At 68.6% G+C, this 23,368-nt stretch carries 24 protein-coding genes; 8 read left to right on the top strand and 16 right to left on the bottom strand.

Annotated elements, in window-relative coordinates; genetic code table 11:
* Nucleotides 1-92: 92 nt before the first annotated feature.
* Nucleotides 93-2,828, bottom strand: coding sequence for a DNA polymerase I (polA, locus tag RKE25_RS21250; protein WP_311840072.1), 2,736 nt, complete (start codon nt 2,826-2,828; stop codon nt 93-95).
* Nucleotides 2,829-3,003: 175 nt separating this feature from the next.
* Between polA and RKE25_RS21245 the strand changes: the two genes are divergently transcribed.
* Nucleotides 3,004-3,477, top strand: a complete 474-nt coding sequence (locus RKE25_RS21245) for a DUF2782 domain-containing protein (protein WP_311840071.1) — start codon at nt 3,004-3,006, stop codon at nt 3,475-3,477.
* A 13-nt stretch (nt 3,478-3,490) separates the two neighbouring features.
* A complete protein-coding gene (locus RKE25_RS21240) occupies nt 3,491-3,922 on the top strand; it encodes an EamA family transporter (RefSeq protein ID WP_311840070.1) in 432 nt (143 codons plus the stop codon).
* Nucleotides 3,923-3,952: 30 nt separating this feature from the next.
* Here the strand turns inward: RKE25_RS21240 and RKE25_RS21235 are convergent, their stop codons facing one another.
* A complete protein-coding gene (locus tag RKE25_RS21235) occupies nt 3,953-4,657 on the bottom strand; it encodes a glutathione S-transferase (RefSeq protein ID WP_311840069.1) in 705 nt (234 codons plus the stop codon).
* Nucleotides 4,658-4,700: 43 nt separating this feature from the next.
* Nucleotides 4,701-5,627: a LysR family transcriptional regulator gene (locus tag RKE25_RS21230; RefSeq protein WP_311840068.1), complete on the bottom strand. Its 927-nt coding sequence runs from the start codon at nt 5,625-5,627 to the stop codon at nt 4,701-4,703.
* A gap of 95 nt (nt 5,628-5,722) precedes the next feature.
* Between RKE25_RS21230 and RKE25_RS21225 the strand changes: the two genes are divergently transcribed.
* Nucleotides 5,723-6,724: a bile acid:sodium symporter family protein gene (locus RKE25_RS21225; protein WP_311840067.1), complete on the top strand. Its 1,002-nt coding sequence runs from the start codon at nt 5,723-5,725 to the stop codon at nt 6,722-6,724.
* A 277-nt stretch (nt 6,725-7,001) separates the two neighbouring features.
* Here RKE25_RS21225 and purH read toward each other — a convergent pair whose 3' ends face one another.
* From purH to RKE25_RS21205, 4 genes are all read right to left on the bottom strand, one after another.
* Nucleotides 7,002-8,612: a bifunctional phosphoribosylaminoimidazolecarboxamide formyltransferase/IMP cyclohydrolase gene (purH, locus tag RKE25_RS21220; protein WP_311840066.1), complete on the bottom strand. Its 1,611-nt coding sequence runs from the start codon at nt 8,610-8,612 to the stop codon at nt 7,002-7,004.
* 58 nt (nt 8,613-8,670) lie between these two features.
* Complete coding sequence (locus RKE25_RS21215) at nt 8,671-9,120, bottom strand: GNAT family N-acetyltransferase (RefSeq protein WP_311840065.1); 450 nt, start codon at nt 9,118-9,120, stop codon at nt 8,671-8,673.
* 42 nt (nt 9,121-9,162) lie between these two features.
* The gene (locus tag RKE25_RS21210; protein ID WP_311840064.1) at nt 9,163-9,450 is read right to left on the bottom strand and encodes a helix-turn-helix domain-containing protein; all 288 of its coding nucleotides are present in this window, start codon (nt 9,448-9,450) and stop codon (nt 9,163-9,165) included.
* A gap of 168 nt (nt 9,451-9,618) precedes the next feature.
* Nucleotides 9,619-10,410 (bottom strand): zinc-ribbon and DUF3426 domain-containing protein, encoded by a 792-nt coding sequence (locus RKE25_RS21205; RefSeq protein ID WP_311840063.1) that lies wholly within the window; start codon nt 10,408-10,410, stop codon nt 9,619-9,621.
* 203 nt (nt 10,411-10,613) lie between these two features.
* Between RKE25_RS21205 and RKE25_RS21200 the strand changes: the two genes are divergently transcribed.
* Complete coding sequence (locus RKE25_RS21200; protein ID WP_311840062.1) at nt 10,614-11,144, top strand: hypothetical protein; 531 nt, start codon at nt 10,614-10,616, stop codon at nt 11,142-11,144.
* Between the two features lie 39 nt (nt 11,145-11,183).
* Here RKE25_RS21200 and prmA read toward each other — a convergent pair whose 3' ends face one another.
* From prmA to RKE25_RS21160, 8 genes are all read right to left on the bottom strand, one after another.
* Nucleotides 11,184-12,086, bottom strand: a complete 903-nt coding sequence (gene prmA / locus RKE25_RS21195; protein ID WP_311840061.1) for a 50S ribosomal protein L11 methyltransferase — start codon at nt 12,084-12,086, stop codon at nt 11,184-11,186.
* Between the two features lie 125 nt (nt 12,087-12,211).
* The gene (gene accC, locus RKE25_RS21190; protein WP_311842455.1) at nt 12,212-13,582 is read right to left on the bottom strand and encodes an acetyl-CoA carboxylase biotin carboxylase subunit; all 1,371 of its coding nucleotides are present in this window, start codon (nt 13,580-13,582) and stop codon (nt 12,212-12,214) included.
* Between the two features lie 20 nt (nt 13,583-13,602).
* On the bottom strand, nt 13,603-14,061 hold the full coding sequence (gene accB / locus RKE25_RS21185) for an acetyl-CoA carboxylase biotin carboxyl carrier protein (RefSeq protein WP_311840060.1): 459 nt from the start codon (nt 14,059-14,061) through the stop codon (nt 13,603-13,605).
* Nucleotides 14,062-14,123: 62 nt separating this feature from the next.
* Nucleotides 14,124-14,582, bottom strand: coding sequence for a type II 3-dehydroquinate dehydratase (gene aroQ, locus RKE25_RS21180; RefSeq protein WP_311840059.1), 459 nt, complete (start codon nt 14,580-14,582; stop codon nt 14,124-14,126).
* Between the two features lie 153 nt (nt 14,583-14,735).
* On the bottom strand, nt 14,736-15,281 hold the full coding sequence (locus tag RKE25_RS21175) for a TlpA disulfide reductase family protein (RefSeq protein ID WP_311840058.1): 546 nt from the start codon (nt 15,279-15,281) through the stop codon (nt 14,736-14,738).
* A 16-nt stretch (nt 15,282-15,297) separates the two neighbouring features.
* On the bottom strand, nt 15,298-17,499 hold the full coding sequence (locus RKE25_RS21170; protein ID WP_311840057.1) for a protein-disulfide reductase DsbD: 2,202 nt from the start codon (nt 17,497-17,499) through the stop codon (nt 15,298-15,300).
* Nucleotides 17,500-17,613: 114 nt separating this feature from the next.
* Complete coding sequence (locus RKE25_RS21165; protein ID WP_311840056.1) at nt 17,614-18,540, bottom strand: DMT family transporter; 927 nt, start codon at nt 18,538-18,540, stop codon at nt 17,614-17,616.
* Nucleotides 18,541-18,610: 70 nt separating this feature from the next.
* The gene (locus tag RKE25_RS21160; RefSeq protein ID WP_311840055.1) at nt 18,611-19,312 is read right to left on the bottom strand and encodes a glutathione S-transferase N-terminal domain-containing protein; all 702 of its coding nucleotides are present in this window, start codon (nt 19,310-19,312) and stop codon (nt 18,611-18,613) included.
* Between the two features lie 201 nt (nt 19,313-19,513).
* Here RKE25_RS21160 and RKE25_RS21155 point away from each other — a divergent pair, with 201 nt between their 5' ends.
* The 3 genes from RKE25_RS21155 (at nt 19,514) to RKE25_RS21145 (ending at nt 22,499) form a co-directional block, all read left to right on the top strand.
* Complete coding sequence (locus RKE25_RS21155; RefSeq protein WP_311840054.1) at nt 19,514-20,950, top strand: PLP-dependent aminotransferase family protein; 1,437 nt, start codon at nt 19,514-19,516, stop codon at nt 20,948-20,950.
* A 91-nt stretch (nt 20,951-21,041) separates the two neighbouring features.
* Nucleotides 21,042-22,055 (top strand): TlpA disulfide reductase family protein, encoded by a 1,014-nt coding sequence (locus RKE25_RS21150; RefSeq protein WP_311840053.1) that lies wholly within the window; start codon nt 21,042-21,044, stop codon nt 22,053-22,055.
* Between the two features lie 21 nt (nt 22,056-22,076).
* Nucleotides 22,077-22,499, top strand: coding sequence for a cupin domain-containing protein (locus RKE25_RS21145; protein ID WP_311840052.1), 423 nt, complete (start codon nt 22,077-22,079; stop codon nt 22,497-22,499).
* On the opposite strand, the gene cutA is transcribed toward RKE25_RS21145, so the two are convergent.
* Nucleotides 22,460-22,786 carry a divalent-cation tolerance protein CutA gene (gene cutA / locus RKE25_RS21140; RefSeq protein ID WP_311840051.1) on the bottom strand — a complete coding sequence of 109 codons (327 nt, stop codon included), beginning with the start codon at nt 22,784-22,786 and terminating at the stop codon, nt 22,460-22,462. The two genes, RKE25_RS21145 and cutA, sit on opposite strands and share 40 nt — an antisense overlap.
* Before the next feature lie 242 nt (nt 22,787-23,028).
* Here cutA and groES point away from each other — a divergent pair, with 242 nt between their 5' ends.
* Nucleotides 23,029-23,322 carry a co-chaperone GroES gene (groES, locus tag RKE25_RS21135; protein WP_311840050.1) on the top strand — a complete coding sequence of 98 codons (294 nt, stop codon included), beginning with the start codon at nt 23,029-23,031 and terminating at the stop codon, nt 23,320-23,322.
* The last annotated feature ends 46 nt before the right edge of the window (nt 23,323-23,368 follow it).

Raw genomic sequence — 23,368 nt, 5'->3', positions numbered from 1 at the left:
TGTCTATAGAACGTCCGAGGCTGGAAAAGTTGCAGCAAGATTCCGGCAAAAATTCATTGTCGATTCATTTGGAAATTCCAAATGACGCTGCCTCAGTGCGCCTCGTCCCAGTTGGCGCCCACGCCGGCTTCCACCAGCAGCGGCACCCGCAGCTGGGCGGCGCCGGACATGCGCTCGACCACGGCGGCGCGAACCGTGTCGACCGCGTCCTCGCGCACCTCGAACACCAGTTCGTCGTGCACCTGCATGAGCATGTGGGCGTCGTCGCGCGGCTTGAGCCACTCGGCCACCGCGATCATGGCGCGCTTGATGATGTCCGCGGCGCTGCCCTGCATGGGCGCGTTCACCGCCGCGCGCTCGGCGCCGGCGCGCAAAGCCTGGTTGCGGGACTTGAGGTTCTCCAGGTACAGGCGGCGGCCGAAGATGGTCTCGACATAGCCATCGCGGTGCGCCTGCTCGCGCGTGGCGTCCATGAAGGCGTGCACGCCCGGGTAGCGGGCGAAATAGCGGGCCATGTAGTCGCTGGCTTCGCCGCGGTCCACGCCCAGCTGGCGCGCCAGGCCGAACGCGCTCATGCCGTACATCAGGCCGAAGTTGATGGCCTTGGCGGCACGGCGCTGGTTGGCGCTGACTTCCTCGGGCGGCAGGCCGAACACTTCGGCGGCGGTGGCGCGGTGCACGTCGCCGCCTTCCTGGAAGGCGCGCAGCAGGCCCTCGTCGCCGGACAGGTGGGCCATGATGCGCAGCTCGATCTGCGAGTAGTCGGCGGCCATGACCACCCAGCCATCCGGTGCGATGAAGGCCTGGCGGATGCGCCGGCCTTCCTCGGTGCGCACCGGGATGTTCTGCAGGTTCGGGTCGGACGACGACACGCGCCCGGTGGCCACCGCGCCCTGGTGGTAGCTGGTGTGCACGCGGCCGGTGCGCGGATTGACGATCTCCGCCAGTTTGTCGGTGTAGGTCGAGCGCAGCTTGGCCAGGCCGCGGTAGTCCAGGATCAGGCGCGGCAGCGGGTGCTCCTCCGCGATCGCCTCCAGCGCCTCCTCGTTGGTGGACGGCTGCCCGGTGGGCGTGCGCAGCTTGGCCGGCAGGCCCAGTTCGTCGAACAGCACGCTCTGCAGCTGCTTGGGCGAGTCCAGGTTGAAGTCGTGGCCTGCGGCCTGCCAGGCCTGCTGCTGCAGGTCGAACATGCGCTTGCCCAGCTGCTGGCTCTGCAGGCGCAGGTTGGGCACGTCGATCAGCACGCCGCGCTGCTCCATGCCGGCGAGCACCGGCACCAGCGGGATCTCGATGTCCTCGTACACGCTGCGCAGCTTCGGCTCGCTCTCCAGCAGCGGCCACAGCGCGCGATGCAGGCGCAGGGTGATGTCGGCGTCCTCGGCGGCGTAGCGGCAGGCGGTGTCGACGTCGACCTGCGAGAAGGAGATCTGCTTGGCGCCCTTGCCGGCCACTTCCTCGTACTTCACCGTCTCGTAGCCGAGATATTTGCGCGCCAGCGAATCCATGTCGTGACGCGTGGCGGTGGCGTTCCACACGTACGACTCCAGCATGGAGTCGTGCTTGAGCCCCTGCACCGCGATGCCGTAATGCGAAAGGATGTTGATGTCGTACTTCGCGTGCTGGCCGAGCTTGGGCCGCGACGGGTCCTCGAAGATCCGCTTGAGCCGGTCGAGCACGTGGTCGCGCGCGAGCTGCGGCGGCGCGCCGGGGTAATCGTGGGCCAGCGGCACGTAGCAGGCCTCGCCGGTTTCTACCGAGAGGCTCAGGCCCACCATGTCCGCCTGCATGGAATCGATGCTGGTGGTCTCGGTGTCGAAGGCGATCAGTTCGGCGGTGCGCAGCTTCGCCAGCCAGGCGTCGAGCTGGGCCTCGGTGGTGACCAGCTCGTAGCGGCCCGGCCCGCTCAGGTCGCCCGCGGGATGGGCCGCGGGCACCGCAACAGCGGCGGCGGCCGGCGCTGCCGGCGTCGGCGCGGCGACCTCGGCGGTGCCGTCCAGTTCCTTCAGCGCCGCCTTGAACTCGTAGCGGATGTACAGCTCGCGCAGGCGCTCGACGTCGCGGTCGCGCAGCACCAGGTCGGTGACGCCCTGTTCGAGCGGCACGGTCAGGCGGATCGACACCAGTTCCTTCGACAACGGCAGCTGCGGGAGCGCCGCGCGCAGGTTCTCGCCGATCTTGCCGCCGATCTTGTCCGCATTGGCGATCACGCCGTCGAGCGTGCCGTACTCGGCCAGCCACTTCGCGGCCGTCTTGGGGCCGCACTTGGGCACGCCGGGCACGTTGTCGACGCTGTCGCCGACCAGGGCCAGGTAGTCGACGATCTGATCCGGACGCACGCCGAACTTCTCCATGACGCCGGCATCGTCCATGGTGGTGTTGGTCATGGTGTTGACCAGGGTGACGCCGGGCCGCACGAGCTGGGCGAGGTCCTTGTCGCCGGTGGAGATTTCCACTTCGATGCCCTGCGCATGCGCCTGCTCGGTCAGCGTGCCGATCACGTCGTCCGCTTCCACCCCGGTGATGCGCAGGATCGGAAAGCCCAGCGCGGACACGATCGCCAGCATGGGTTCCACCTGGGCGCCCAGGTCGTCCGGCATGGGCGGGCGGTTCGCCTTGTACTGGTCGTACAGCGCATCGCGGAACGTGGGGCCTGGCGCATCGCTGACGAAGGCCACGTATTCCGGTTTCGCCTTCAGCGTCGCGCGCAGCATGTTCACCACGCCGAACAGCGCGCCGGTGGGCTCGCCGTGGGTGTTGGTCAGCGGAGGCAGCGCGTGGAACGCGCGATAGAGATACGAAGAGCCGTCGATGAGGATGAGCTTGGACATGGAAGCCAGGGAGACCGCGAAGGGTGGGGCCGGGACGCGGGTGCGCCGGCCGGGAGGAAGGGCGAGTGTAACGCCGATGCGCCGGCCTCGCCGGGAGCAGGGCGCCATGTTGCCGCGCTTCACGGAGCCGGGAGGCGGCGCTGCTATGCTCGGCCCCATCGCGAGGAGATCCGCCATGAAACCTGCCGTCCTAGCCGTCGCCCTGGGTGTCGCCGCCCTGGCCGTTTCCGCCGCCGCGCCGGCTTTCGCACAGTCCACGCGCTCGCTGCCGCCGGCCCCGCCGCCGCCGGGCATGAACGATCCGGGCGTCAAGGCGACGCAGCCGCCCAAGCCGGCCACCGCGCAGAGCACACCCGCCAAGGCGACCGCCGCCACGGCCGGCGCATCGGGCCAGACGTCCGATGCGCAGATCACCGAATGTCAAAAGGAAGACAACACCATCCAGGAATACCGTCGCAGCGGCGCGCTGTACCAGGTGGTGGTGAAGCCCAAGGTCGGGCCGGAGCAGGTCTACCTGGTCGACGCCAAGGGCAATTACAGCCAGGTCAGCCAGAGCGGCCCGCGCGAGCCGGTGAAGCCGGTGATGTACAAGGTGCTGGAGTGGGGCAAGAGCCGTCCGGCCGAGGATCAACCCTCCTGCGGGCAGTAAGCCGGCGCACGCCATGAACCCGCGCGAGAGCTGGCTGCTGTTCGCACTCGGCTCGGCGTTCTTCGCCGCGCTCACCGCGCTGTTCGGCAAGATCGGTGTGGCGGGCATCAATTCCAATCTCGCCACATTCATCCGCACCATCGTCATCCTGCTGGTGACCGCCGGCATCCTCAGCCTGCGTGGCGAATGGGCGCGGCCGGCGAACCTGTCGTCGCAAGCGTGGCTGTTCCTGGTGTTGTCGGGAATCGCCACGGGCCTTTCGTGGCTCTGCTACTACCGCGCGCTGCAGCTGGGGCCGCTGAGCAAGGTGGCGCCGATCGACAAGCTCAGCGTGGCGATGGTGATCCTGCTGGGCATCGCGGTGCTCGGCGAGCGCCCGGCGTGGCCGACGCTGGTGGGCGGCGCGTTGATCCTGGCCGGCGCGATCGTGATCGCGGTGTTTTGAAAAGCGTGCTCTGGTTGAGCGTGCTCTGATTCAGTCGTCCAGCTCAGGGTAATGCCGGAAGATGCCCATCTCGTTGAACGGGATGCGCCGCGGCGATGCCAGGTAGGCGGCCAGCCGCGGCCGCCCGGCCACCCGGTCGGCAAGTGCGTTCAAGCGGGGCAGTTTCCTGCGCATGCGCTTCATCGCCTTCGGGAAGGCGTAGGAAAGTCCGCTCATCACCTGGAAAAGCGAGAGGTCGATGTACGAATGCCGGCCCAGCGCGTGGCGGCCGCCGGCCTTGTCGAGCACGTCCTCGAAGTAGCCGAGGAACTTGGGAATGCGCGTCTTGCGGAAATCTTCCGCGCGCTGTCTAGCGGCAGGGCGCTGGTCTTCGTAGTAAAGGCCGCTGGCGATCGGATGATGCGTGTCGTGCGCTTCGACCACCAGGTCCGAGAGCGTGAGCTGCAGCTGATGCGCGTACAGCCGCGCCGCCTCGCTCTTCGGCACCAGGCCATGGCGCGGGCCGAGGTAGTGCAGGATTTCCGCGGTCTGCGCGATCACCAGGCGCCCGGCTTTCAGGAACGGCGGAGCGAACGGCCGCGCGCCGGGCCGCTCGCCGCGCAGGAACGGCATGATCGCTTCATCGCCCTCCTCGCGGGCCACGTCCACGTAATCGGCGTCGGCGTCCTCCAGCGCGAGGCGCACGAATTCGCCGCGTCCCTGGATGCCGGTCCAGTAGTAGAGCTGATAGCGCATGGCGGGTCTCCTGCGTAGCCGCTCCACGCTAGGCGCGCGCGGTTCAACGCGGCGTGATCGTTCTACGTTTCGCTGTATCCGTGTTCGCCCACGCGGCGGCGGTGTCGCGGATGCTGTTCCACACCAGCTGCGCCGTGGGCGACAGCGAACGGTGCCGGCGACGGATCAGCGTGACGGCACGCTCTGCCGTCGGCGTGAGAGGCCGCGTCACCAGCGCGCCGGGTGCGGGCAACGACAACCGCGGCGTGACGCTCACGCCCAGGCCTGCTTCCACCATGCGGAATGCGGTCAACGGATGGCCGGCCTGCTGGACCACATTCCCCTCGATGCGCTGCGCAGCCAGCTGCCGATCGATCAGGCGTCGGCTGCCGGAGGTCTGGTCCAGCAGCACCAGCGGCTGGTCCTTGAGCTTCTTCCATGGCACCTGCGCCAGCGCGGCGAGCGGGTGGTCGGTGCGGCAGACGAGCACGAACGGGTCATGCAGGATGGTTTCGATCTCGAAGGATTCGCGGTCCGCCGGCTCGATGGCGAGGCCGAAATCCACCTCACCGTTGCGGACGCTGTCGAGTACGAGCGTCTGCGCCTGGTCATGAAGTTGCACCGTCAATTGCGGAAAGTCGCGCGCGCAGGCGGCGATGCAGCGGGGCATCAGGCCGGCCGACAAGGTCGGCACCGCGGCCACGCGCACCTTGCCGCTGCGCCGTTCGCTTTCCGTGTGGACGTGGGCCAGCACGCCTTCCAGTTCATCGAGCAGCCGCTCCACGGCGCCTTGCAGGTAGCGCCCCGCTTCGGTGGGGACGACTTCGCGCGTGTTGCGGTCGAACAGCCGCACGCCCAGTTCCGCCTCCAGGTCGGCGATGTGGCGGCTGACCGCCGGCTGGGTGAGATGCAGGCTCTCGGCCGCCCGCCGGAAATGCCGCGCGTGGGCGACGGCGAGAAAGGCGCGGAGCTGGCGCAGGCTGACGTTCATGCGCAAATCGTATCAATGAATAAGTTAAAACGATTTGATTTATCAATCGCCGGGCGCTGGAATGAGCCGCCCCCAGCCTCTTGCCCCCTGCCGCCATGTCCCTGAGCCGCTTCCTGCCCGACCGTTTCACCTGCGCGCTCGTCGCCACCGTGACCCTGGCTACGGTCTTGCCGTGCCGCGGTGCAGCCGCCGACGTGTTCGAGGTGTTGACCGACCTTGCCATCGCGCTGCTGTTCTTCCTGCACGGCGCCAAGCTGTCGCGCGAGGCGGTGGTGGCCGGAGCGACCCATTGGCGCTTGCACCTGACGGTGCTGGCCAGCACCTTCGTGCTATTCCCCTTGCTGGGCTGGCTGCTGCGCCCGTTGCTGGCGCCGCTGGTGACGCCGGATCTCTACCTGGGCGTGCTGTTCCTGTGCGCACTGCCTTCCACCGTGCAGTCGTCCATTGCATTCACCTCGATTGCGCGCGGCAACGTCGCCGCCGCGATCTGTTCGGCGTCGGCGTCCAGCCTGCTGGGCATTTTCCTCACGCCGCTATTGGTGGGCTTGATGCTGGAGTCGCATGGGCAGGGCGGCATGTCGTGGGATGCGATCGGCGCGATCGTGCTGCAGCTGCTGGTGCCCTTCGTGGTCGGGCAGGTGGCGCAGCGCTGGATCGGCGGCTGGGTGGCGAAGCATCGCGGCCTGGTGGCTTACGTGGACCAGGGCTCGATCCTGCTGGTGGTCTACACCGCCTTCAGCGCGGCGGTCTTGCAGGGTCTGTGGAAGCAGGTGCCGCTGCCGGTGCTCGGCGGGCTGCTGCTGGTGAACATCGTGCTACTGGCGATCGCGCTGCTGGCCACACGCTATGGCGCCCGCGCGCTGGGCTTCGGCCGCGCGGACGAGATCACCATCGTGTTCTGCGGTTCCAAGAAGAGCCTCGCCAGTGGCGTGCCGATGGCCAAGGTCCTGTTCGCCGGCCATCCGCTGGGCGCGATCGTGCTGCCGATCATGCTGTTCCACCAGATCCAGCTGATGACCTGCGCGGTGCTGGCGCGCCGCTATGCGGCGCGGCCGGTGGAAGTGCATGCCGGCGAGCCCGCGCCTGCACGGCGCTGATCGGCGGCAGGGTTGTGCCATCCGATCGGTGCGTAGCGTGTCCATAGGCCGGACGCCAACGCAGCGCTGGCGTTGCGTGGCATCGGCGGACATCGTGTCCGGTAGCCGCGTGCCAGGCTATCGACCGAAGCGTCGATTACTTTCCGGTAGCCGTTAGACGGCAGGAATCCGTAAACGCTGTCCGGCACGCCGCGGAGGCTGCAGCATCAAACCGTGCCGGTGTTTCGGTCTGGATGCTCCATCGCCGCGGCCTTCTCGCGACCGCGGCGACGAGGGTTCAGTGGCGGAAGTGGCGCATGCCGGTGAACACCATGGCCATGCCGTGCTCGTCGGCGGCGGCGATCACTTCGGCGTCGCGCATCGAGCCGCCCGGCTGGATCACCGCGGTGATGCCCGCCTGCGCCGCCGCATCGATGCCGTCGCGGAACGGGAAGAACGCGTCCGACGCCATCACCGAGCCGCGCACTTCCAGCTTCTCGTCCGCCGCCTTGATGCCGGCGATGCGGGCGCTGTAGACACGGCTCATCTGGCCGGCGCCGATACCGATGGTCTGGCGGTCGCGTGCGTAGACGATGGCGTTGCTCTTGACGTACTTGGCCACCTTCCAGGCGAAGATCAGGTCGTGGATCTCCGCTTCGGTCGGCGCGCGCTTCGTCACCACCTTCAGATCCTCGGCGGTGACCATGCCGCGATCAGCGGTCTGGATCAGCAGGCCCGAGCCCACGCGGCGCACGTCATTGCCCGGGTGGGCGCGGGAAAGATCGCCGTCGGCCGGCGGCGGGATCAGCAACAGGCGCACGTTGGCCTTCTTGGCGAAGGCCAGCAGGGCGTCCTCCGCGTAGGCGGGCGCGAGCACCACTTCGACGAACTGGCGTTCGACGATGGCGCGCGCGGTGGAGCCGTCCAGCTCGCGATTGAAAGCGATGATGCCGCCGAAAGCGGAGGTGGGGTCGGTCTGGTACGCCAGGTCGTAGGCGCGGCCCACGCCCTCAAGGCTCACCGCCACGCCGCACGGATTGGCGTGCTTGACGATCACGCAGGCGGGCTTGGTGAAACTGCGCACGCATTCCCACGCCGCGTCGGCATCGGCGATGTTGTTGAACGACAGCTCCTTGCCCTGGATCTGGCGGAAGGTGGCCAGCGTACCGGGTGCGGGATGGAGATCGCGGTAGAACGCGGCATGCTGGTGCGGGTTCTCGCCGTAGCGCAGGTCCATCATCTTCACGAAGCGGCCGTTCGCCTGGCCCGGGAACAGGTCGTGGCCGGCGATCCCGTCCTGCGTCTCATTGAGGCGCAGCGCGGACAGGTAATCGCTGATCGCGCCGTCGTAGTTGGAGACGCGATTGAACGCCGCGACGGCGAGCTTGAAGCGCGTCGCGCGCGCGAGACCGCCGTGTTCCTCGATCTCCTTGACCGCGTCCTCGTACTGGTCGGGCGAGGTCAGCACGCCGACGTCGTTCCAGTTCTTCGCCGCGGAGCGCAGCATGGCAGGACCGCCGATGTCGATGTTCTCGATGGCCTGTTCCAGCTTGCAGTCGGGACGCGCGACGGTGGCTTCGAACGGGTAGAGGTTGAGCACGAGCAGGTCGATCGGCGCGATGTCCAGCTCGGCCATCACCGCGTCGTCGGTGCCGCGGCGGCCGAGCAGGCCGCCATGGACTTTCGGGTGCAGCGTCTTGACGCGGCCGTCCATGATCTCGGGAAAGCCGGTCAGTTCGCTCACGTCCTTCACCGGCAGGCCGGCGTCGCGGATCGCCTTGGCGGTGCCGCCGGTGGACAGCAGTTCGACGCCCTTGGCGGACAGCCGGCGGGCGAGGTCGATCAGCCCGTGTTTGTCGGAAACGCTGAGCAAGGCGCGGCGGACCGGCGCCAGGGAGGCCGTGGACATGAGGCGGGTTCCTGCGGGAAAGGCCGGGATTATAAACCCAGGCGTTCCGCCGAGGCGCTCAGCGGCGCAGCGCCAGATGCAGCAGCGGGAAGGGACGTCCGCTCGCGTCCAGCTCCGAGCGGCCGACCTGCACGAAGCCGTAGCGTTCGTAGAAGCGGGTGGCGCCGGGGTTCTGCTCGTTCACGTCCACGGTCCAGGCCGTGCTCGGATCGTCGCCGATGACGTGGTCCAGCAGCTTGCGGCCCAGCCCCTGGCCGTGCAGGGCCGGCGCGACGAACAGGGCTTCGACATGCCGCTCGGCCGTGGCGACGAAACCGCCGATATCGCCGCCCCGGTCGGCGACGCGGACGTCCAGACGTCCAAATATCTCGGGAAGGAAGCCGCGGAAGAACAGGATGTCTTCCTCGGCGAGGAAGTCATGCGTCGCGCGCACGGCGTCTTCCCACACCACGGCGATCCGCGCGTGGTCGGCGGCAGTGGCGGGGCGGACGATGAATGCGGAGGACATGGCGACTTCCCGGTCGGAGCGGGCGCATCCTGCGCCGCGATGTCAGAGCAGGCCGTGGACGGCGAGCTTCTTGCGCAGGGTGGCGCGATTGATGCCGAGCGCGGCGGCGGCACGGCTCTGGTTGCCGTCGTGCCATGCCAGGACTTCGCGCAGCAGCGGGCCTTCGACTTCGCGAATGACGAGCGCATGCAGGCCTTCCGCGCATTCCGTGTCGCCGATGTCGGCGAGATAGCGACGGACGGTGCGGGTAACGCATTCGCTCAACGCGCTCTGCGACGAGGTCTCCTTGGCGGCCTCGGCAGCAGGCAGTCTGACGGCGTTCACGGGCATCTCCCTCACGTTCTTCGCAGCGACTGCATGGGTCGCCGCATGTTGCTTTGGCTGGTACCGCGGGCGGCGGCTCGCATGGAACGCCGGATGCAGCAGACGAAGGGGTGAGAGTTTACCCTCGCGACCGGAGAATTTTAAGTACTGAGTTTCTTAGGAAAGAGTTGGGCTTCACTCGAAGCCGATCTCGAAGGCCACGGCCTTGTTGCCAGGGTCTTCCACCTCCAGCACCAGGGCGGCGTTGCCGCCGGCTGCAAGGCCGCGTTCCAGGGCGGCGCTATCGCCAAGGTATTCGGCGGGCTGCAGGCGCCGCATGGCGATCCGCTTGCCGTCCACGTCGGAGAGGGTGACCGACACCACCGGCCAGGGCTGGTCGAAGCTCGCGTCGTTGCGCACTGTGGCACTGATCAGCAGCGCGCCCGGCACCGACGGGTGCGCCTGCACGTCGCGCGCCAGCAGCCGCAGCCGATGCACGTCCTGGACCAAAGGCAGGCGGCAGCCGAGCCCGGTGCATGCCTGGCGCAGCCAGGAGCCGGCGGTCGCGTCGGCAATCAGCACGTCGCGCTTGGCCCACGCCAGCTGCGCGCACAACAGCAGCAACAGCACCAGGCAGGCGACCAGCCATGGCCAGCGACGGCCCGCCGACGACTTGGCTTCCCGGGCGAAGCGCGGCGAGAACACCAGCTGGGAGAAGTCTCCGTTTTCCGCGGCCGGCGTGGATGCCGGCGCGAAAACCTGTTCGGGCCGCGGCCGGTAGACAGCGGCGTCGGCGCGGGGCAAACGGCCGGAGTTCTCGCGCGAGGGAAGGTACTGGAACGGTTCCGGCGGCAGCTGGCTGCTCAGGCTCAGCAGCGCATCGAACTCTACCTGGCAATGCCCGCAGACCACGTGTCCGCGCGCCTGCGCGAGCAGTTCCGCGTCCATCGAGAACACGGTGAGGCAGTCGGGACACTGGGCGTACATGCGGCAAGTAGAGTCGTTCGCGCGGCGGCCTGCAAGGGTAAGCGCAAAGCGCGGCGGAATGTGGAACGCCATCGCGTTTTGCGCGGCGGCGAACGACGTCACCGCCTGGCGTATGATCGCGCCGCCGGCGTCCACGTCCGGCGGCGGTTCCGGTGCTGCCCGCCTCTGGAGAACGCAGTGCCATGGATAAGGACGACTACCTCATGACCCGACTTCTACGCGCGAGCCTCAGCCTCGCCTGCCTGGCCGGCATCGCCACGTTCCAGGCGTCGGCCGCGGACGCCCGCGTCGCCGCCGTGGCGGACGCCATCACCTGCAAAGGCGTGAGCGCCATGGCCGGTGCCAATCGCGCGGTCGACGACAAAAGTTTCATGCCTTTCCTGAAGGCGCCGGAGAAAGCCGGCCTGGACAGCGGCTTCATCCGCGAGTCCGCGCAGCCGGTCGAAGCCTTCGGCGTGCGCTCCTCGTACGTCTATTTCTACGCGCGCAACGAGATCTATCTGGTGATCAAGAGCGACAAACCGCTCGAGGAGATGGCCGCGTTCGCCGCCAGGCAGGGACTGCAGAAGGACGACAGCCTCGGCCCCGACTGGCCGATGTACGGCAAGCAGGCGCCCGAGGGCGAACTCGTGGCCATGCCGGGCGAATCCGGCGGCAAGAGCCGCTATTACCTGGTGGGCTGCAAATACGATCTCGGCGCCGTGCAGAAGCTGTACGCCGGCAAGGCGCAGTAAACGGCGGCGGACGCGCCGACGCGGTCAGGGCTCAGACCTTCAGTCCGCGCGGCGTCGTCCGCTGATGCGCACCCAGTCCTCGCGCGTATCCACGCGCAACTCGTCGAACCATTCGGCGTAGCGTTCGAGCAGCTCACCTTCCTGGCCCTTGAGGATGCCGGAAATGGCGAAGGGCGCGCCCGCCCTGGCCGCTGCCGCGAAGCTCGGGGCGAGCTCGTCCAGCGGGCCGGCGAGGATGTTCGCGATGAAGACCTCGGCGGGTTCTGCGTCCAGGTCCTCCGGCAGGAACAGGGCCAGTCGTCCGGCGACCTCGTTGCGCTCGGCGTTGTCGGCCGAGGCGGTCAGTGCCTGCGGATCGTTGTCCACGCCCACTGCGCTCGCCGCCCCCAGCTTGAGCGCCGCGATGGCGAGGATGCCGGAGCCGCAGCCATAGTCGATCAGCGTCTTGCCTTTCAGGTCCTGTGCGTCGAGCCATTCCAGGCACAGCGCGGTGGTGGGGTGGGTGCCGCTGCCGAAGGCCAGGCCGGGATCGAGGCGTACCACCACGCTGTCGCCGTCCTGCGGCGGCTCGATGTTCCACGGATAGATCCACAGCCGCCGGCCGAATTGCATCGGCTTGAACTGGTCCATCCACGCGCGCTCCCAATCCTCGTCGGCGACGTCGCGGTACAGCACCTGGTCCGGCTCCAGCCACGGCAGCAGGTCGCCGAGTGCTTCGGTCAAGCCGCGACGGTCGGTGTCCGCATCGAACAGCGCGTTGAGCGTGATGGTCGGCCATAGCGGGAGTTCGCCCACGCCCGGCTCGAAGATCGCCTGCTCGTCCGGCGTTTCCGCGTCGGCGTCCTGCAGCGTGACGGATAGCGCGCCGAGATCCTCCAGCGCTTCTTCGGCGCGCGGCTGCTGTTCGGAGCGGAGGGTGAGGGTCAGTTCGAGGAAGGGCATGGGAACGGGCGAAGTAGGGCCGCGCGCGCGGCCGGATGGTCGAGTATAGGCAGGCGCCATGGGCGAAAACGGCAGCGGGGCGCAAGTTCCGCGAACCTGCGCCCCGCTATGCGAGCCCGCCGGCGTCAGTGCGCGGGCGGGTGCTGCTGGTCTTTCTGTTCCGCCATGCGCTTTTCCAGGTAGTGGATGTTCTGTCCACCCTGCTGGAAGCCGACGTCGGCCATGATGCGCTGCTGCAGCGGAATGTTGCACTTGACGCCTTCGATCACGGTCTCCGCCAGAGCCAGGCGCATGCGCGCGATGGCGGTCTCGCGGTCGGGGCCGTGCACGATCAGCTTGCCGATCATCGAATCGTAGTTCGGCGGGATGCGGTAGCCGTCGTACAGGTGCGTGTCGACGCGCACACCGGGACCGCCCGGGGCTTCGAAGCGCTTCACCGTGCCCGGCGAAGGCAGGAAGTTGTCCGGGTCTTCGGCGTTGATGCGGCACTCGATCGCGTGGCCGTGGATCTTGATGTCTTCCTGGCGGATCGACAGCTTCTCCCCGCCGGCGATCAGCAGCTGCTCGCGCACCAGGTCGATGCCGGTGATCAGCTCGGTCACCGGATGCTCCACCTGGATGCGGGTGTTCATCTCGATGAAGTAGAAGCGGCCGTTCTCGAACAGGAACTCGAACGTGCCCGCGCCGCGATAGCCGATGCGCAAGCAGGCGTCCACGCAGACCTTGCCGATCTGCGCGCGCAGTTCCGGCGTGATGCCCGGCGCGGGCGCCTCTTCCACCACCTTCTGGTGACGGCGCTGCATGGAGCAGTCGCGTTCGCCCAGATGGATGGCGTGGCCCTGGCCGTCGGCGAGCACCTGGATCTCCACGTGACGCGGGTTCTCCAGGAACTTCTCCATGTACACCTGATCGTTGCCGAAGGCCGCCTTGGCCTCCTGCTTGGTCATGGTGATGGCGTTGGCCAGGTGCGCCTCGGTGCGCACCACGCGCATGCCGCGACCGCCGCCGCCGCCGGCGGCCTTGATGATCACCGGATAGCCGATGTCGCGCGCGATGCGGATGTTCTCATCCACGTCGTCGCCGAGCGGACCGCCGGAGCCGGGCACGCAGGGCACGCCCGCGGCCTTCATGGCGCGGATCGCCTCTACCTTGTCGCCCATCAACCGGATCACCTCGGCGGTGGGGCCGATGAAGATGAAGCCGGACTGCTCCACCTGCTCGGCGAAATCGGCGCGCTCGGAGAGGAAGCCATAGCCCGGGTGGATGGCCTGAGCGTCGCTGATCTCCGCCGCGGCGATGATGCGCGGGATGTTGAGATAGCTGTCGGCCGACGGCGCCGGGCCGATGCAGATCGATTCGTCGGCCAGGCCGACGTGCTTGAGGTTGCGGTCCGCGGTGGAGTGCACCGCCACGGTCTTGATGCCGAGACTGTGGCAGGCGCGCAGCACGCGCAGGGCGATTTCGCCGCGGTTGGCGATGACGACTTTTTCCAGCATGGGCATGGTGGTCAGCCCGCTCAGGCGATCACGAACATGGGCTGGTCGAATTCCACCGGCTGGCCGTTCTCGACCAGGATGGCCTGGACGGTGCCGGCCACGTCGGCTTCGATCTGGTTGAACATCTTCATTGCCTCGATGATGCCCAGCGTCTCGCCGGCCTTGACCTGCTGGCCGACCTTGACGAACGCGGCGGCGCCCGGGCTGGCCGAGGCGTAGAACGTGCCGACCATCGGCGCCTTCACCACGTGGCCGGCCGGCAGCGCGTTGGCCGGAGCGACCTCGGCGGCGGGCGCAGGAGCGGGCGCCGCGACCGGAGCGGGGGCGGCCTGCACCGCGACGGGCGCGGCGGCGACCGTCACGCCGCCCTTGGGCACACGCGACAGACGCACCACTTCCTCGCCTTCCTTGATCTCGAGCTCGGCGAGGTTGGATTCCTCGAGCAGGTCGATCAGTTTCTTGATCTTGCGCAGGTCCATCGGTCAAAACCTTTTCGTTGGTGCCGCCGCAGCGGCAGGAAGGGAAATTCGGGGCGCGCCGCTCAGGGCAAGCCTGGCGCTGGCCGTTCCAGGCGGGCGATCGTCGCTTCCAGGGCCAGCCGGTAGCTGTCCGCGCCGAAGCCGCAGATCACGCCCACGGCGATGTCGGCCAGGTAGGAGTGGCGGCGGAACGGTTCGCGGGCATGCACGTTGGACAAGTGCACCTCTACGAACGGGATCGCCACCGCCGCCAGCGCGTCGCGCAGGGCGATGCTGGTGTGGGTGAAGGCGCCGGGGTTGAACAGGATCGCCGCCACCTCTTCGTCGCGGGCCTGGTGGATGCGGTTGACCAGCTCGTGTTCCGCGTTGTGCTGGAACCAGGCCAGGTGATGGCCGGCGGCCTGCGCGCGGGCCGCCAGCGCGGCATTGATGTCGGCCAGGGTGGTGCGGCCGTAGATGTCGGGCTCGCGCGCACCCAGCAGATTGAGGTTGGGCCCATGCAGGACCAGGATCTTCGCCACGTCGGAACCTTCAACGGGGGCCGGGGGTACCCCGGCGACCGGCGGGAGTGTGCGCGCACTCGGCAATGTTGTCCAGTTCGGCGCAGTTCGGCGATGTTCGACGGAGAAGTCCGCGTTAAAACGTGCGGAGCCGTATGTGTCGGAAGAATCGCGTCACGGCGCGGCCCGCGGCGCGAGCCATCGCTCCAGCGTGGCCGCGTCCACCGTGCCGCGCCGGGTCTCGAGGACCCGGCCTTCCGCATCCAGCAACACGCTGTAGGGCAGCACTTCGCCGGCGTTGCCCAGGCGCAGCGAGGTGCTGGGGCTCTCCAGCCGGCCGAGCAGGATGGGGTAGTTCACCGGATGGGCGGCCAGGAAGGCGCGGGCGTGGGCGGGATCGTCCATGGCGATGCCGACGACGATCGCGCCCTGTTCGCCGAACTTCGCCTGGGCCTTCGCCAGCGCGGGCATCTCGTCCAGGCAGGGGCCGCACCAGCTGGCCCAGAAGTTCAACAGGACGCGCCGGGCGCGGAACTCGGACAGGCGATGCTCGCGGCCATCCAGACCGGCCAGGGCCAGGTCCGGCCGAAGATCGCCGACGTTCGCCACCTGCGCGCCGTGCGGCGACCGCGCCAGCCGGCTGGCGTGCTGCAGCCAGCCGCCGAGGGCGGCGACCAGCACCGCGGCGCCGAGGATCAGCCAGTTGCCGCGACTCAGCACCGGTACGTCCGCGTGCTCACTTGGCGGCCTCGGTGAGGGCTTCCTCGACCAGCGCGCCGGTGAGCACGGTCGGCAGCTTGCGGCCTTCGCCGCCGTGCTTGGGGAACACCACGTACAGCGGCACGCCGGGCGTGTGGTACTGCTGCAGGAAGGCGGTGATGGCCGGGTCCTCGTTGGTCCAGTCGCCCTTCATGTAGACGGCGCCGGTGCGCTTGAGCAGGTCGCGGAAGGCATCCGTGTTGAGCACGGCGTGTTCGTTGGCCTTGCAGGTGATGCACCAATCGGCGGTCATGTCGACGAAGACCGGGGTGCCGGCCTTGCGCAGCTCGGCGAGCTTATCCGGCGTGTAGGCGACCGTGCCCTCAGCGGCGGCGGCCGCCGCCACCGGAGCGGGCAGGTGTGCCAGGTAGTACAGCGGCGCCAGCGCCAGCAGCAGCGGCAGCAACGCCAAGGTGCGGGCACCGGCGCTGCGGTAGCGGGCGCGCTCGAACCACCACAGCGCCATCGCCAGCATCACGCCGGCCACCAGCAGCAGGCCCACCGCGTCGGCGCCGCGCTGATTGGCCAGCACCCAGGCCAGCCATACGGCGGCCAGGTACATGGGGAAGGCGAGCACCTGCTTGAGGGTTTCCATCCAGGCGCCCGGCCGCGGCAGCAGCCGCGCGAGCGCCGGCACGAAACCTACCGCGAGGAACGGCAGCGCCAGCCCCAGGCCCAGCATGAAGAACACCAGCAGCGCATGGAGGGTCGGTGCGGCCAGGGCGTACGCAAGCGCGGTGCCCATGAACGGCGCGGTGCACGGGCTGGCCACCACCACCGCCAGTACGCCGGTGAAGAAGTCGCCGGCCAGGCCCGAGCGGCTGGCCAGGCCGCTGCCCGTGTTGCCCAGCGAGGCGCCGAACTGCACCACGCCCGACATCGACAGCGCCACCGCCAGCATCACCAGGGCCAGCACGCCGACCACCAGCGGCTTCTGCAGCTGCGCGCCCCACGCCGCCTTCAGCGAGAGGATGACCAGGCCCAGCACCACGAAGCTGATCAGTACGCCGGCGGTATAGGCCAGCGCATGGCGCCGCCGCCGCGTCGCGCTTTCGCCGCTTTCGATCAGGCCCACCGCCTTGATCGACAGCACCGGCAACACGCACGGCATCAGGTTCAGCACCAGGCCGCCGCCCAGCGCGAGCAGCAGAGCGGACCACAGGCTGACGTCGAGCGCGGCGGCCGGCGCGCGTGCGGGCGGCGCCTCCGGCGCAGGGCCGGCCACGGTCTCGCCGGTGGCGGTCGTACCGCCGGCGAGGTCCACGGTGGCGGCGCGGGTCATCAGCGGATAGCAGAGGCCGCCGTCCTGGCAACCCTGGAAACTGGCCTCGATGACGACCTGCTTGCGGCCGGCGATATCGCCCTCGATCGCGACCGGCAGTTCCACTTGGTCGAAGTACACGGTCACGTTGCCGAAGTGCGGGTCCTGCTTGGCCACGCCCTGCGGCCACTGTGGCTTGCCCAGCCTCAGGCCGGTGGCATTCAGATGCAGCGAGGTCTGGTCGCGATACAGGTAGTAGCCCTTGGGCATGGTCCAGCGCAGCAGCAGCTGCGTGGGCGAGCTGGCCAGCGCTTCGAAGCGGAAGGCCTGTTCGGCCGGCAGTGGCGCGGCGTCGGTGCCCGGCGTGGCCGGTGCCGCGGACGTTCCGCCGATCTGGGCGAGCGCCGCGCCCAGGCTGCCGGGCGCCCCCGTGCCGGCCTGCGTCGCGCCGGCCGGCAGCGGCAGGTCGAGCTGCTCGGTGTGCGGCGGATAGCAGATCTTCGGCTCGACCTCGTGGCAGCCCTGGTAGCGGACGGCAAGCTTCAGCCGCTGCGCCCCGGGCGCGACCGTGTAGGGCAACGTCGCCTCGACCGCGTGGTGGTAGATCTCCACGTCGCCGAGGTATTCGTCGTGATGCTTCTCGCCGTCCGGCAGCTTGGCATCGCCGAGCGTCGCGCCCTCCGCGCCGGTGAATTTCATGCGGCCGCGATAGAGGTAGTAGTCCGGAGCGATCTCCCAGTGCAGCTTCAGCACGCCGGGCGTGGAAGCATCGGCCGAGAGCTTGTAAGCCTCGGTCACCGGCAGGATGCCGTCGTCATCCTGTGCGAACGCAGCAGTGGCGCTCAAGGCGGCCAGCAGCCACAGGCAGGCCAGGGCGACGAAGCGGGCCGTCAGTCGAAAGGGGCGGATCGATTGCATTGCAGCTCCAGCGTGGAGAACCGGCACCGCAGCGCCGCGATCTCGGATTATGGCGCAGCCCGCCCCGGCGGACCGGGCCGCGGGAAGACCGTGCAAGAAAAGACCTTCGGACGATCAGGCTTGTTCCGGCGTGGGCGTGGGCGTGGGCACGGCCGTTGCCGGCGCGGGGTTGCGCGGACGGACCATGCCGGTGGTCAAGGCGACGCCGGCGAGGATCACCACGCAGCCGCCAGCCATCGCCCAGGTCACCGGCTCGCGCAGGAACAGCAGTCCCCACAGCACGCCGAAGACCGGAATCAGGTACAGCACCGCCAGCGTCCGCGCGGAACCGATGCGCGCCATCAGCCGGTAGAACAGCACGTAGGCGAGCGAGGTACATGCCGCGGCCAGGCCGAACATCGCCAGCCAGGCCTGCGCGCCGGGCATCTTCGCCGGCCACAGCCAGACGGTGAACGGCAGCAGCACCACCGCCGATGCCAGCTGGCTGCCCGTCGCCACCGCCAGCGGCGCCACGCCGCGCAGCCGGCGCTGGCTGTAGTGTGCGCCAAAGGTGTAGCAGACATTGGCGCCCACGCAGGCGGCCATGGCCCAGCCGGCGCCGCTTGTCGAGCCGCCAAAGCCCACGCTGCCGGCGACCAGCCACACCACGCCGGTGAAGCCCACCAGCAGGCCGCTCGCGCGGGTGGCATCGAGTTTCTCGCCCAGCCACAGCCAGCCGGAGAGCGCGACCAGCAGCGGCGCGATCGCGTCGGAAATGGCCGAGACGCCGGCCGGCAGGCTGCCGGCGGCAAACGAGAACAAGGCGAACGGCAAGGCGGAGTTGGCCATGCCCACCACCGCGATGTCCTTGGCGTGCCGCCGCATGGTGGCGCGCCGTTCGCGCGAGACCAGCAGCGGCAGCGAACACAGTGCCGCGCCGATTGCCCGCATGCCGGCCAGGGCCATGGGGCCGAATTGGTCCGCGCCCATGCGCATGAACAGGAACGATGCGCCCCACAGGGCACCAAGCAGGAGCAGAGCAGCGAGGTCGGACTTCTTCATGGCATGGGGCCCGGCATGGAAGTGCGTTCAAGCTAAGGCGAAGCGGTGACAGGACCTGTCAGCAGAGGTCTCAGGCGGTCGTAGGCGACTTGCCCTGGCCGAACAGCACCTGCCGCTCCTGCTCGGTCAGCGCCTGCTTCGGTGCGTAGGCGTTTTCCACGCCTTCGTAGGTGCGCAAGGTGGCGGGGCGTGCGGCCATCGCCTGGAACCAGCGCGACAACTGCGGAAATTCCGCCAGGTCCTGTCCGTGCGCTTCATGCGGCACGATCCACGGATAGCAGGCGATGTCGGCGATGGAGAACGCGCCGGCGATGAACTCGCGGCCTTCCAGGCGGCGGTCCAGCACGCCGTACAGGCGCCGGACCTCGCGGGTGTAGCGCTCGATCGCGTAAGGCACCTTCTCCGGCGCGTACACGTTGAAGTGCCCGATCTGCCCGGCCATCGGCCCGAGTCCGGCCATCTGCCAGAACAGCCACTGGGTGACCTCGGTGCGGCCGCGGACGTCGGCGGGAATCAGGCGGCCGGTCTTCTCGGCCAGGTACAGCAGGATCGCACCGGATTCGAACAGCGCCAGCGGCGCGCCGCCGTCGGCGGGCGCGTGGTCCACGATCGCCGGGATCTTGTTGTTGGGGGAGATGGCCAGGAACTCGGGCTTGAATTGCTCGCCCTTGCTCAGGCTTACGGGAACGATGCGATACGCCAGGCCGGCTTCTTCGAGGAACAGGCGGGCTTTCAGGCCATTCGGCGTGGCGGCGAAATACAGGTCGATCATGGCGCTGTTTCCTTGATGAGTAGCTGGTGGCGCCCATGTCGACGCACCCGCTTGGGGGTGGGAGTCGTGGCTGGGCACATGCGAAGTCATGGCATTCGCCTCCAGGGGCGGGAGTGGGCACAGCGTAGAGATCCCCATGGACTGGAAAAAGAACCACAACCTGGCAATTATGCAGGTCCAATTTCCGGCGATGCGCTGGCCATGCAACATCCCTTCGAATTTCCTATCGAGCTGCCGGTCAAGGGCTCCCGCCAGCGGCTGTCCGCGCTGCATGGCCAGCTGCGCGCGGCGATCCTGGACGGACGGCTGAAGGCTGGCCTGCGCCTGCCGGCGACCCGGGAGCTCGCACAGGCGTTGCAGCTCTCCCGCAATACCGTGGTGGCGGCCTACGACCTGTTGCTGAGTGAGGGTTACCTGGTGGCCCGCCGCGGCGCGGGCAACTACGTCGCCGATCTGCTCGAACGGCGCGGAAAGGCCCACGCGGTGGCCGAGCCCGGCGGTGACCGGCGCCTGGCGCCGTACTGGCGCCAGGCGCGTCCGCCGGTGTCCACGCCGCCGCGCGAGTTCAGCCATGACTTTCGCGTCGGCAGTCCGGACAACCGGCTGTTTCCCTTCGACACGTGGCGCCGCTTGTCGGCGCGGGCGCTGCGCGGACTGTCCAAAGGGCCGCCGATGTATCGCTACCCGTGCGGCCGGCCGGCCTTGCGCGAGGCGATCGCGCGGCACGTGTCGTTTGCCCGCGCGGTGGCCTGCGATCCGGACGACGTGGTGGTGACCAGCGGCGCGCAGCAGGCGTTCGATCTGCTGGCGCGCGTGCTGGTGGTGCCGGGCCGGACCATGGTCGCGGTAGAGGACCCGGGCTATCCGCCGCTGCGCGCCGCGTTCGCGGCGGCCGGCGCGAAAGTGGCAGCGGTGCCGGTGGATGAAGAAGGCGTCGTCGTCGAACGCATCCCGGCGGAGGCGCGCGTGGTGTATGTGACGCCGTCGCATCAGTTCCCGCTGGGCATGTCGATGTCGCCGCGTCGCCGCGCGCAATTGCTGGCGTTCGCATCCGCGCGAAACGCGGTGGTGATCGAGGACGACTACGACGGCGAATTCCGCTATGGCAGCCGCCCTCTGGATGCCCTGCAGACGCTCGATCGCAACGGTTCGGTCTGCTACGTGGGTACCTTCTCCAAATGCCTGTTCCCGGCCCTGCGTCTGGGTTACCTGGTGGCGCCGCCGTGGTTGATGCCGGCATTGGCGATGGCCAAGGAGCTGGCCGACTGGCACTGCGACGTGCCGGCGCAGGACACGCTGGCCGCGTTCATCGCCGAAGGCCATCTCGCGCGTCACGTGCGCAGGATGCGCAAGGTCTATGCGGAGCGGCGCGAGGCCTTGCTCGGCGCGCTGGCGCGCCATGGCCTGCCGGCGTGGCCGTCGGATGCCGGCCTGCACCTGTCGGCGCGGCTGCCGCGCGAGGTCCGCACCGCACCGCTGATCGAGCGTGCCGCTGCCGCGGGCGTGCGCCTGGAAGGATTGGACGGCTATACGTTCGGCCGCGGCGTGCCGGGCGGCCTGGTGTTCGGCTACGGGATGATCGAGGCCAGCCGCATCGGCGAAGCGGTGGAGCGCGTGGTGCGGTTGCTGCCGCGCTGACCAGATTGGTCCATCAACTTTGCCGGAAAGTGGTCCTTACAGCGGGACCACGGCGGCGCGAGCATGCGCTCTCCCCCACGGAGCCACGTCCATGTCTCGTTATGTTCTCTGGTGTTGCCTGCTGTTCGTCCTGTCGCTGAGCCCGGCCTGGGCCGAATCCGGCCAGCAGCGCGCAGAAGCCGCCGGCAAGAGCTTGATCGGCAAGCCTGCGCCGCGCGTCACGCTGAAGACCATCGATGGCCAGACCATCGATCTGGGCGCGCTTTACGGCAAGCAGGCCGTCTACATCAAGTTCTGGGCCACCTGGTGCGTGCCGTGCCGCGAGCAGATGCCGCATCTGGAGAAGACGTTCGCCGAGGCCGGCCCGGACCTGGCCGTGATCGCGGTCAGTGTCGGCTTCGACGAAACCATCGAGGACGTCCGCAAGTACCGCGAGGAGCTGGGCCTGAAGATGCCGCTGGTGTTCGATGACGGTTCCCTGGGCGAGGCTTTCCATCTGCGCGTGACGCCGCAGCATGTGGTGATCGGGCGCGATGGGCGCGTTCTCTACATCGGGCACGAAGCGAATGCAGCGCTGGACGCCGCGCTGCTGGCGGCCCGCACCACGCCGGGCCAGGTCGGGGCCACCGCGACCGGCGCGAAAGAAGAGGCGCACTACGACGTCGGCGACCGCGTGCCCGCTTTCGAGGCCGCCATGCTGGATGGCACGCATCTCTCGCTGCCGCAGGCCGGCCGCCCGACGGCGCTGGTGTTCCTGTCGCCGTGGTGCGAGAGCTATCTGGCCACCAGTCGGCCGGGCCTGGCGCAGAGCTGCCGCGCGATGCGCGAAAAAGTCGGTGCCCTGGCGTCGTCCGGCGCCAAGGTGCGTTGGATCGGGGTGGCTTCGGGCCTGTGGGCCAATCGCGAAGAACTGGCCAAGTACCGCGACGAGCACCGCATCGGCATGCCGCTGACGCTGGACGATTCCGGCGCGCTGTTCCGTCGCTTCCGCGTGACGCACGTGCCTACCGTGCTGCTGATCGATGCGCAGGGTCGCATCGCCAGTCGCGTCGAGGAGGCCGGCCCGAAGCTCGAACAGGCGATGCGGGCTTTGTCGGCGCGCTGATCATCCACGCCGGAGTCAACCATGAAGACATGCGCACTCGCACTTTTCGCCCTCGCGCTCGGCATCGCCACACCGGCATCGCAGGCCGCCGAGGAACATTCCTTGCTGTCCGCCCCGCTGACGCAGGCACCGGGGCGCCTGCTCACGGCGCTGACCGTGACCTTCGCGCCGGGCCAGCAGTCGAGGCCGCACCACCATGAGGCCGACGCCTATGTCTACATGTTGTCCGGGCGGGTGCGCAGCCAGGTCGAAGGCGAGCCCGCGAAGGAATATGGCCCCGGCGAAAGCTGGTTCGAGCCGGCCGGGGCGCACCATCTGGGCACCGCGAACGTGAGCGCCACCGAGCCGGCGACGTTCCTGGTGGTGTTCGTCGCCAAGCCGGGGGCGCGGCTGAGCGTGCCGGATCAGCCTTCCGCGACGCCGGCGCGCACCCAGTCCAGGTAGGCAGAGTGGCCGTGTTCCACCGGGATGGCGATCAGTTCCGGCAGTTCGTAGGGATGCAGAACCAGCAGGCGCGCCTTGAGCGCTTCGAAGCGGGAGGCCGTGGTCTTGATGAGGAGCAATTCCTCGCTGTCGGTGGTGACCTCGCCTTGCCAGCGGTAGGTCGAGGCCACCCCCGGCAGGCGGTTCACGCAGGCCGCAAGCCGTTCTCCCACCAGGGTTTCGGCCAGCCGCGCGGCGCTGGCCGCATCGGGGCAAGTGCAGTAGCAGAGCAGGACGGGGTCGGTCATGGCCCCGCAGCCTAGCGTGGCGTGCCGGCCGGCGGAACTTGCCGGCGCTGCCCTTGAAAGCCCGCCGCGCCTTCCCCATTAGCCCTTCCAGCCTCGGGGCGAAGGCCCTTGCGGGGGATTCCTGCGTCGCTAGAATTGGCACTCACCTTCCGGGAGTGCTAACAGCGCCGCCAGGCGCCGTTCCGGGGACCACATTTTCCGTTTCATCTTTTCGTCCAACAAACCCAAGCTGGAGCCCAACCATGAGCAAACTGCGTCCGCTGCACGATCGCGTCATCGTCAAGCGCCTGGAGGAAGAGCGCGTTTCCGCTGGCGGCATCGTCATTCCCGACAGCGCCACCGAGAAGCCGACCCGCGGCAAGGTCATCGCCGCCGGTGCCGGCCGCATCCTGGAAGACGGCAAGGTCCGTCCGATGTCGGTGAAGGAAGGCGACGTGGTCCTGTTCGGCAAGTACGCCGGCCAGGAAATCAAGATCGACGGCGAAGAGCTGGTCTTCCTGAAGGAAGACGACATCGTCGCGGTGATCGAAGGCTGATCAGCCTCTCCCGCAACTCTTCTCCACTTACGCATTTGAAGGAATA

Origin of the sequence: Dyella sp. BiH032 (genome assembly GCF_031954525.1) — a bacterium.
Lineage (GTDB): Bacteria > Pseudomonadota > Gammaproteobacteria > Xanthomonadales > Rhodanobacteraceae > Dyella_D.
Note: the sequence above shows the minus strand (reverse complement) of the source record. Positions and strands in the feature narration are given on the sequence as shown.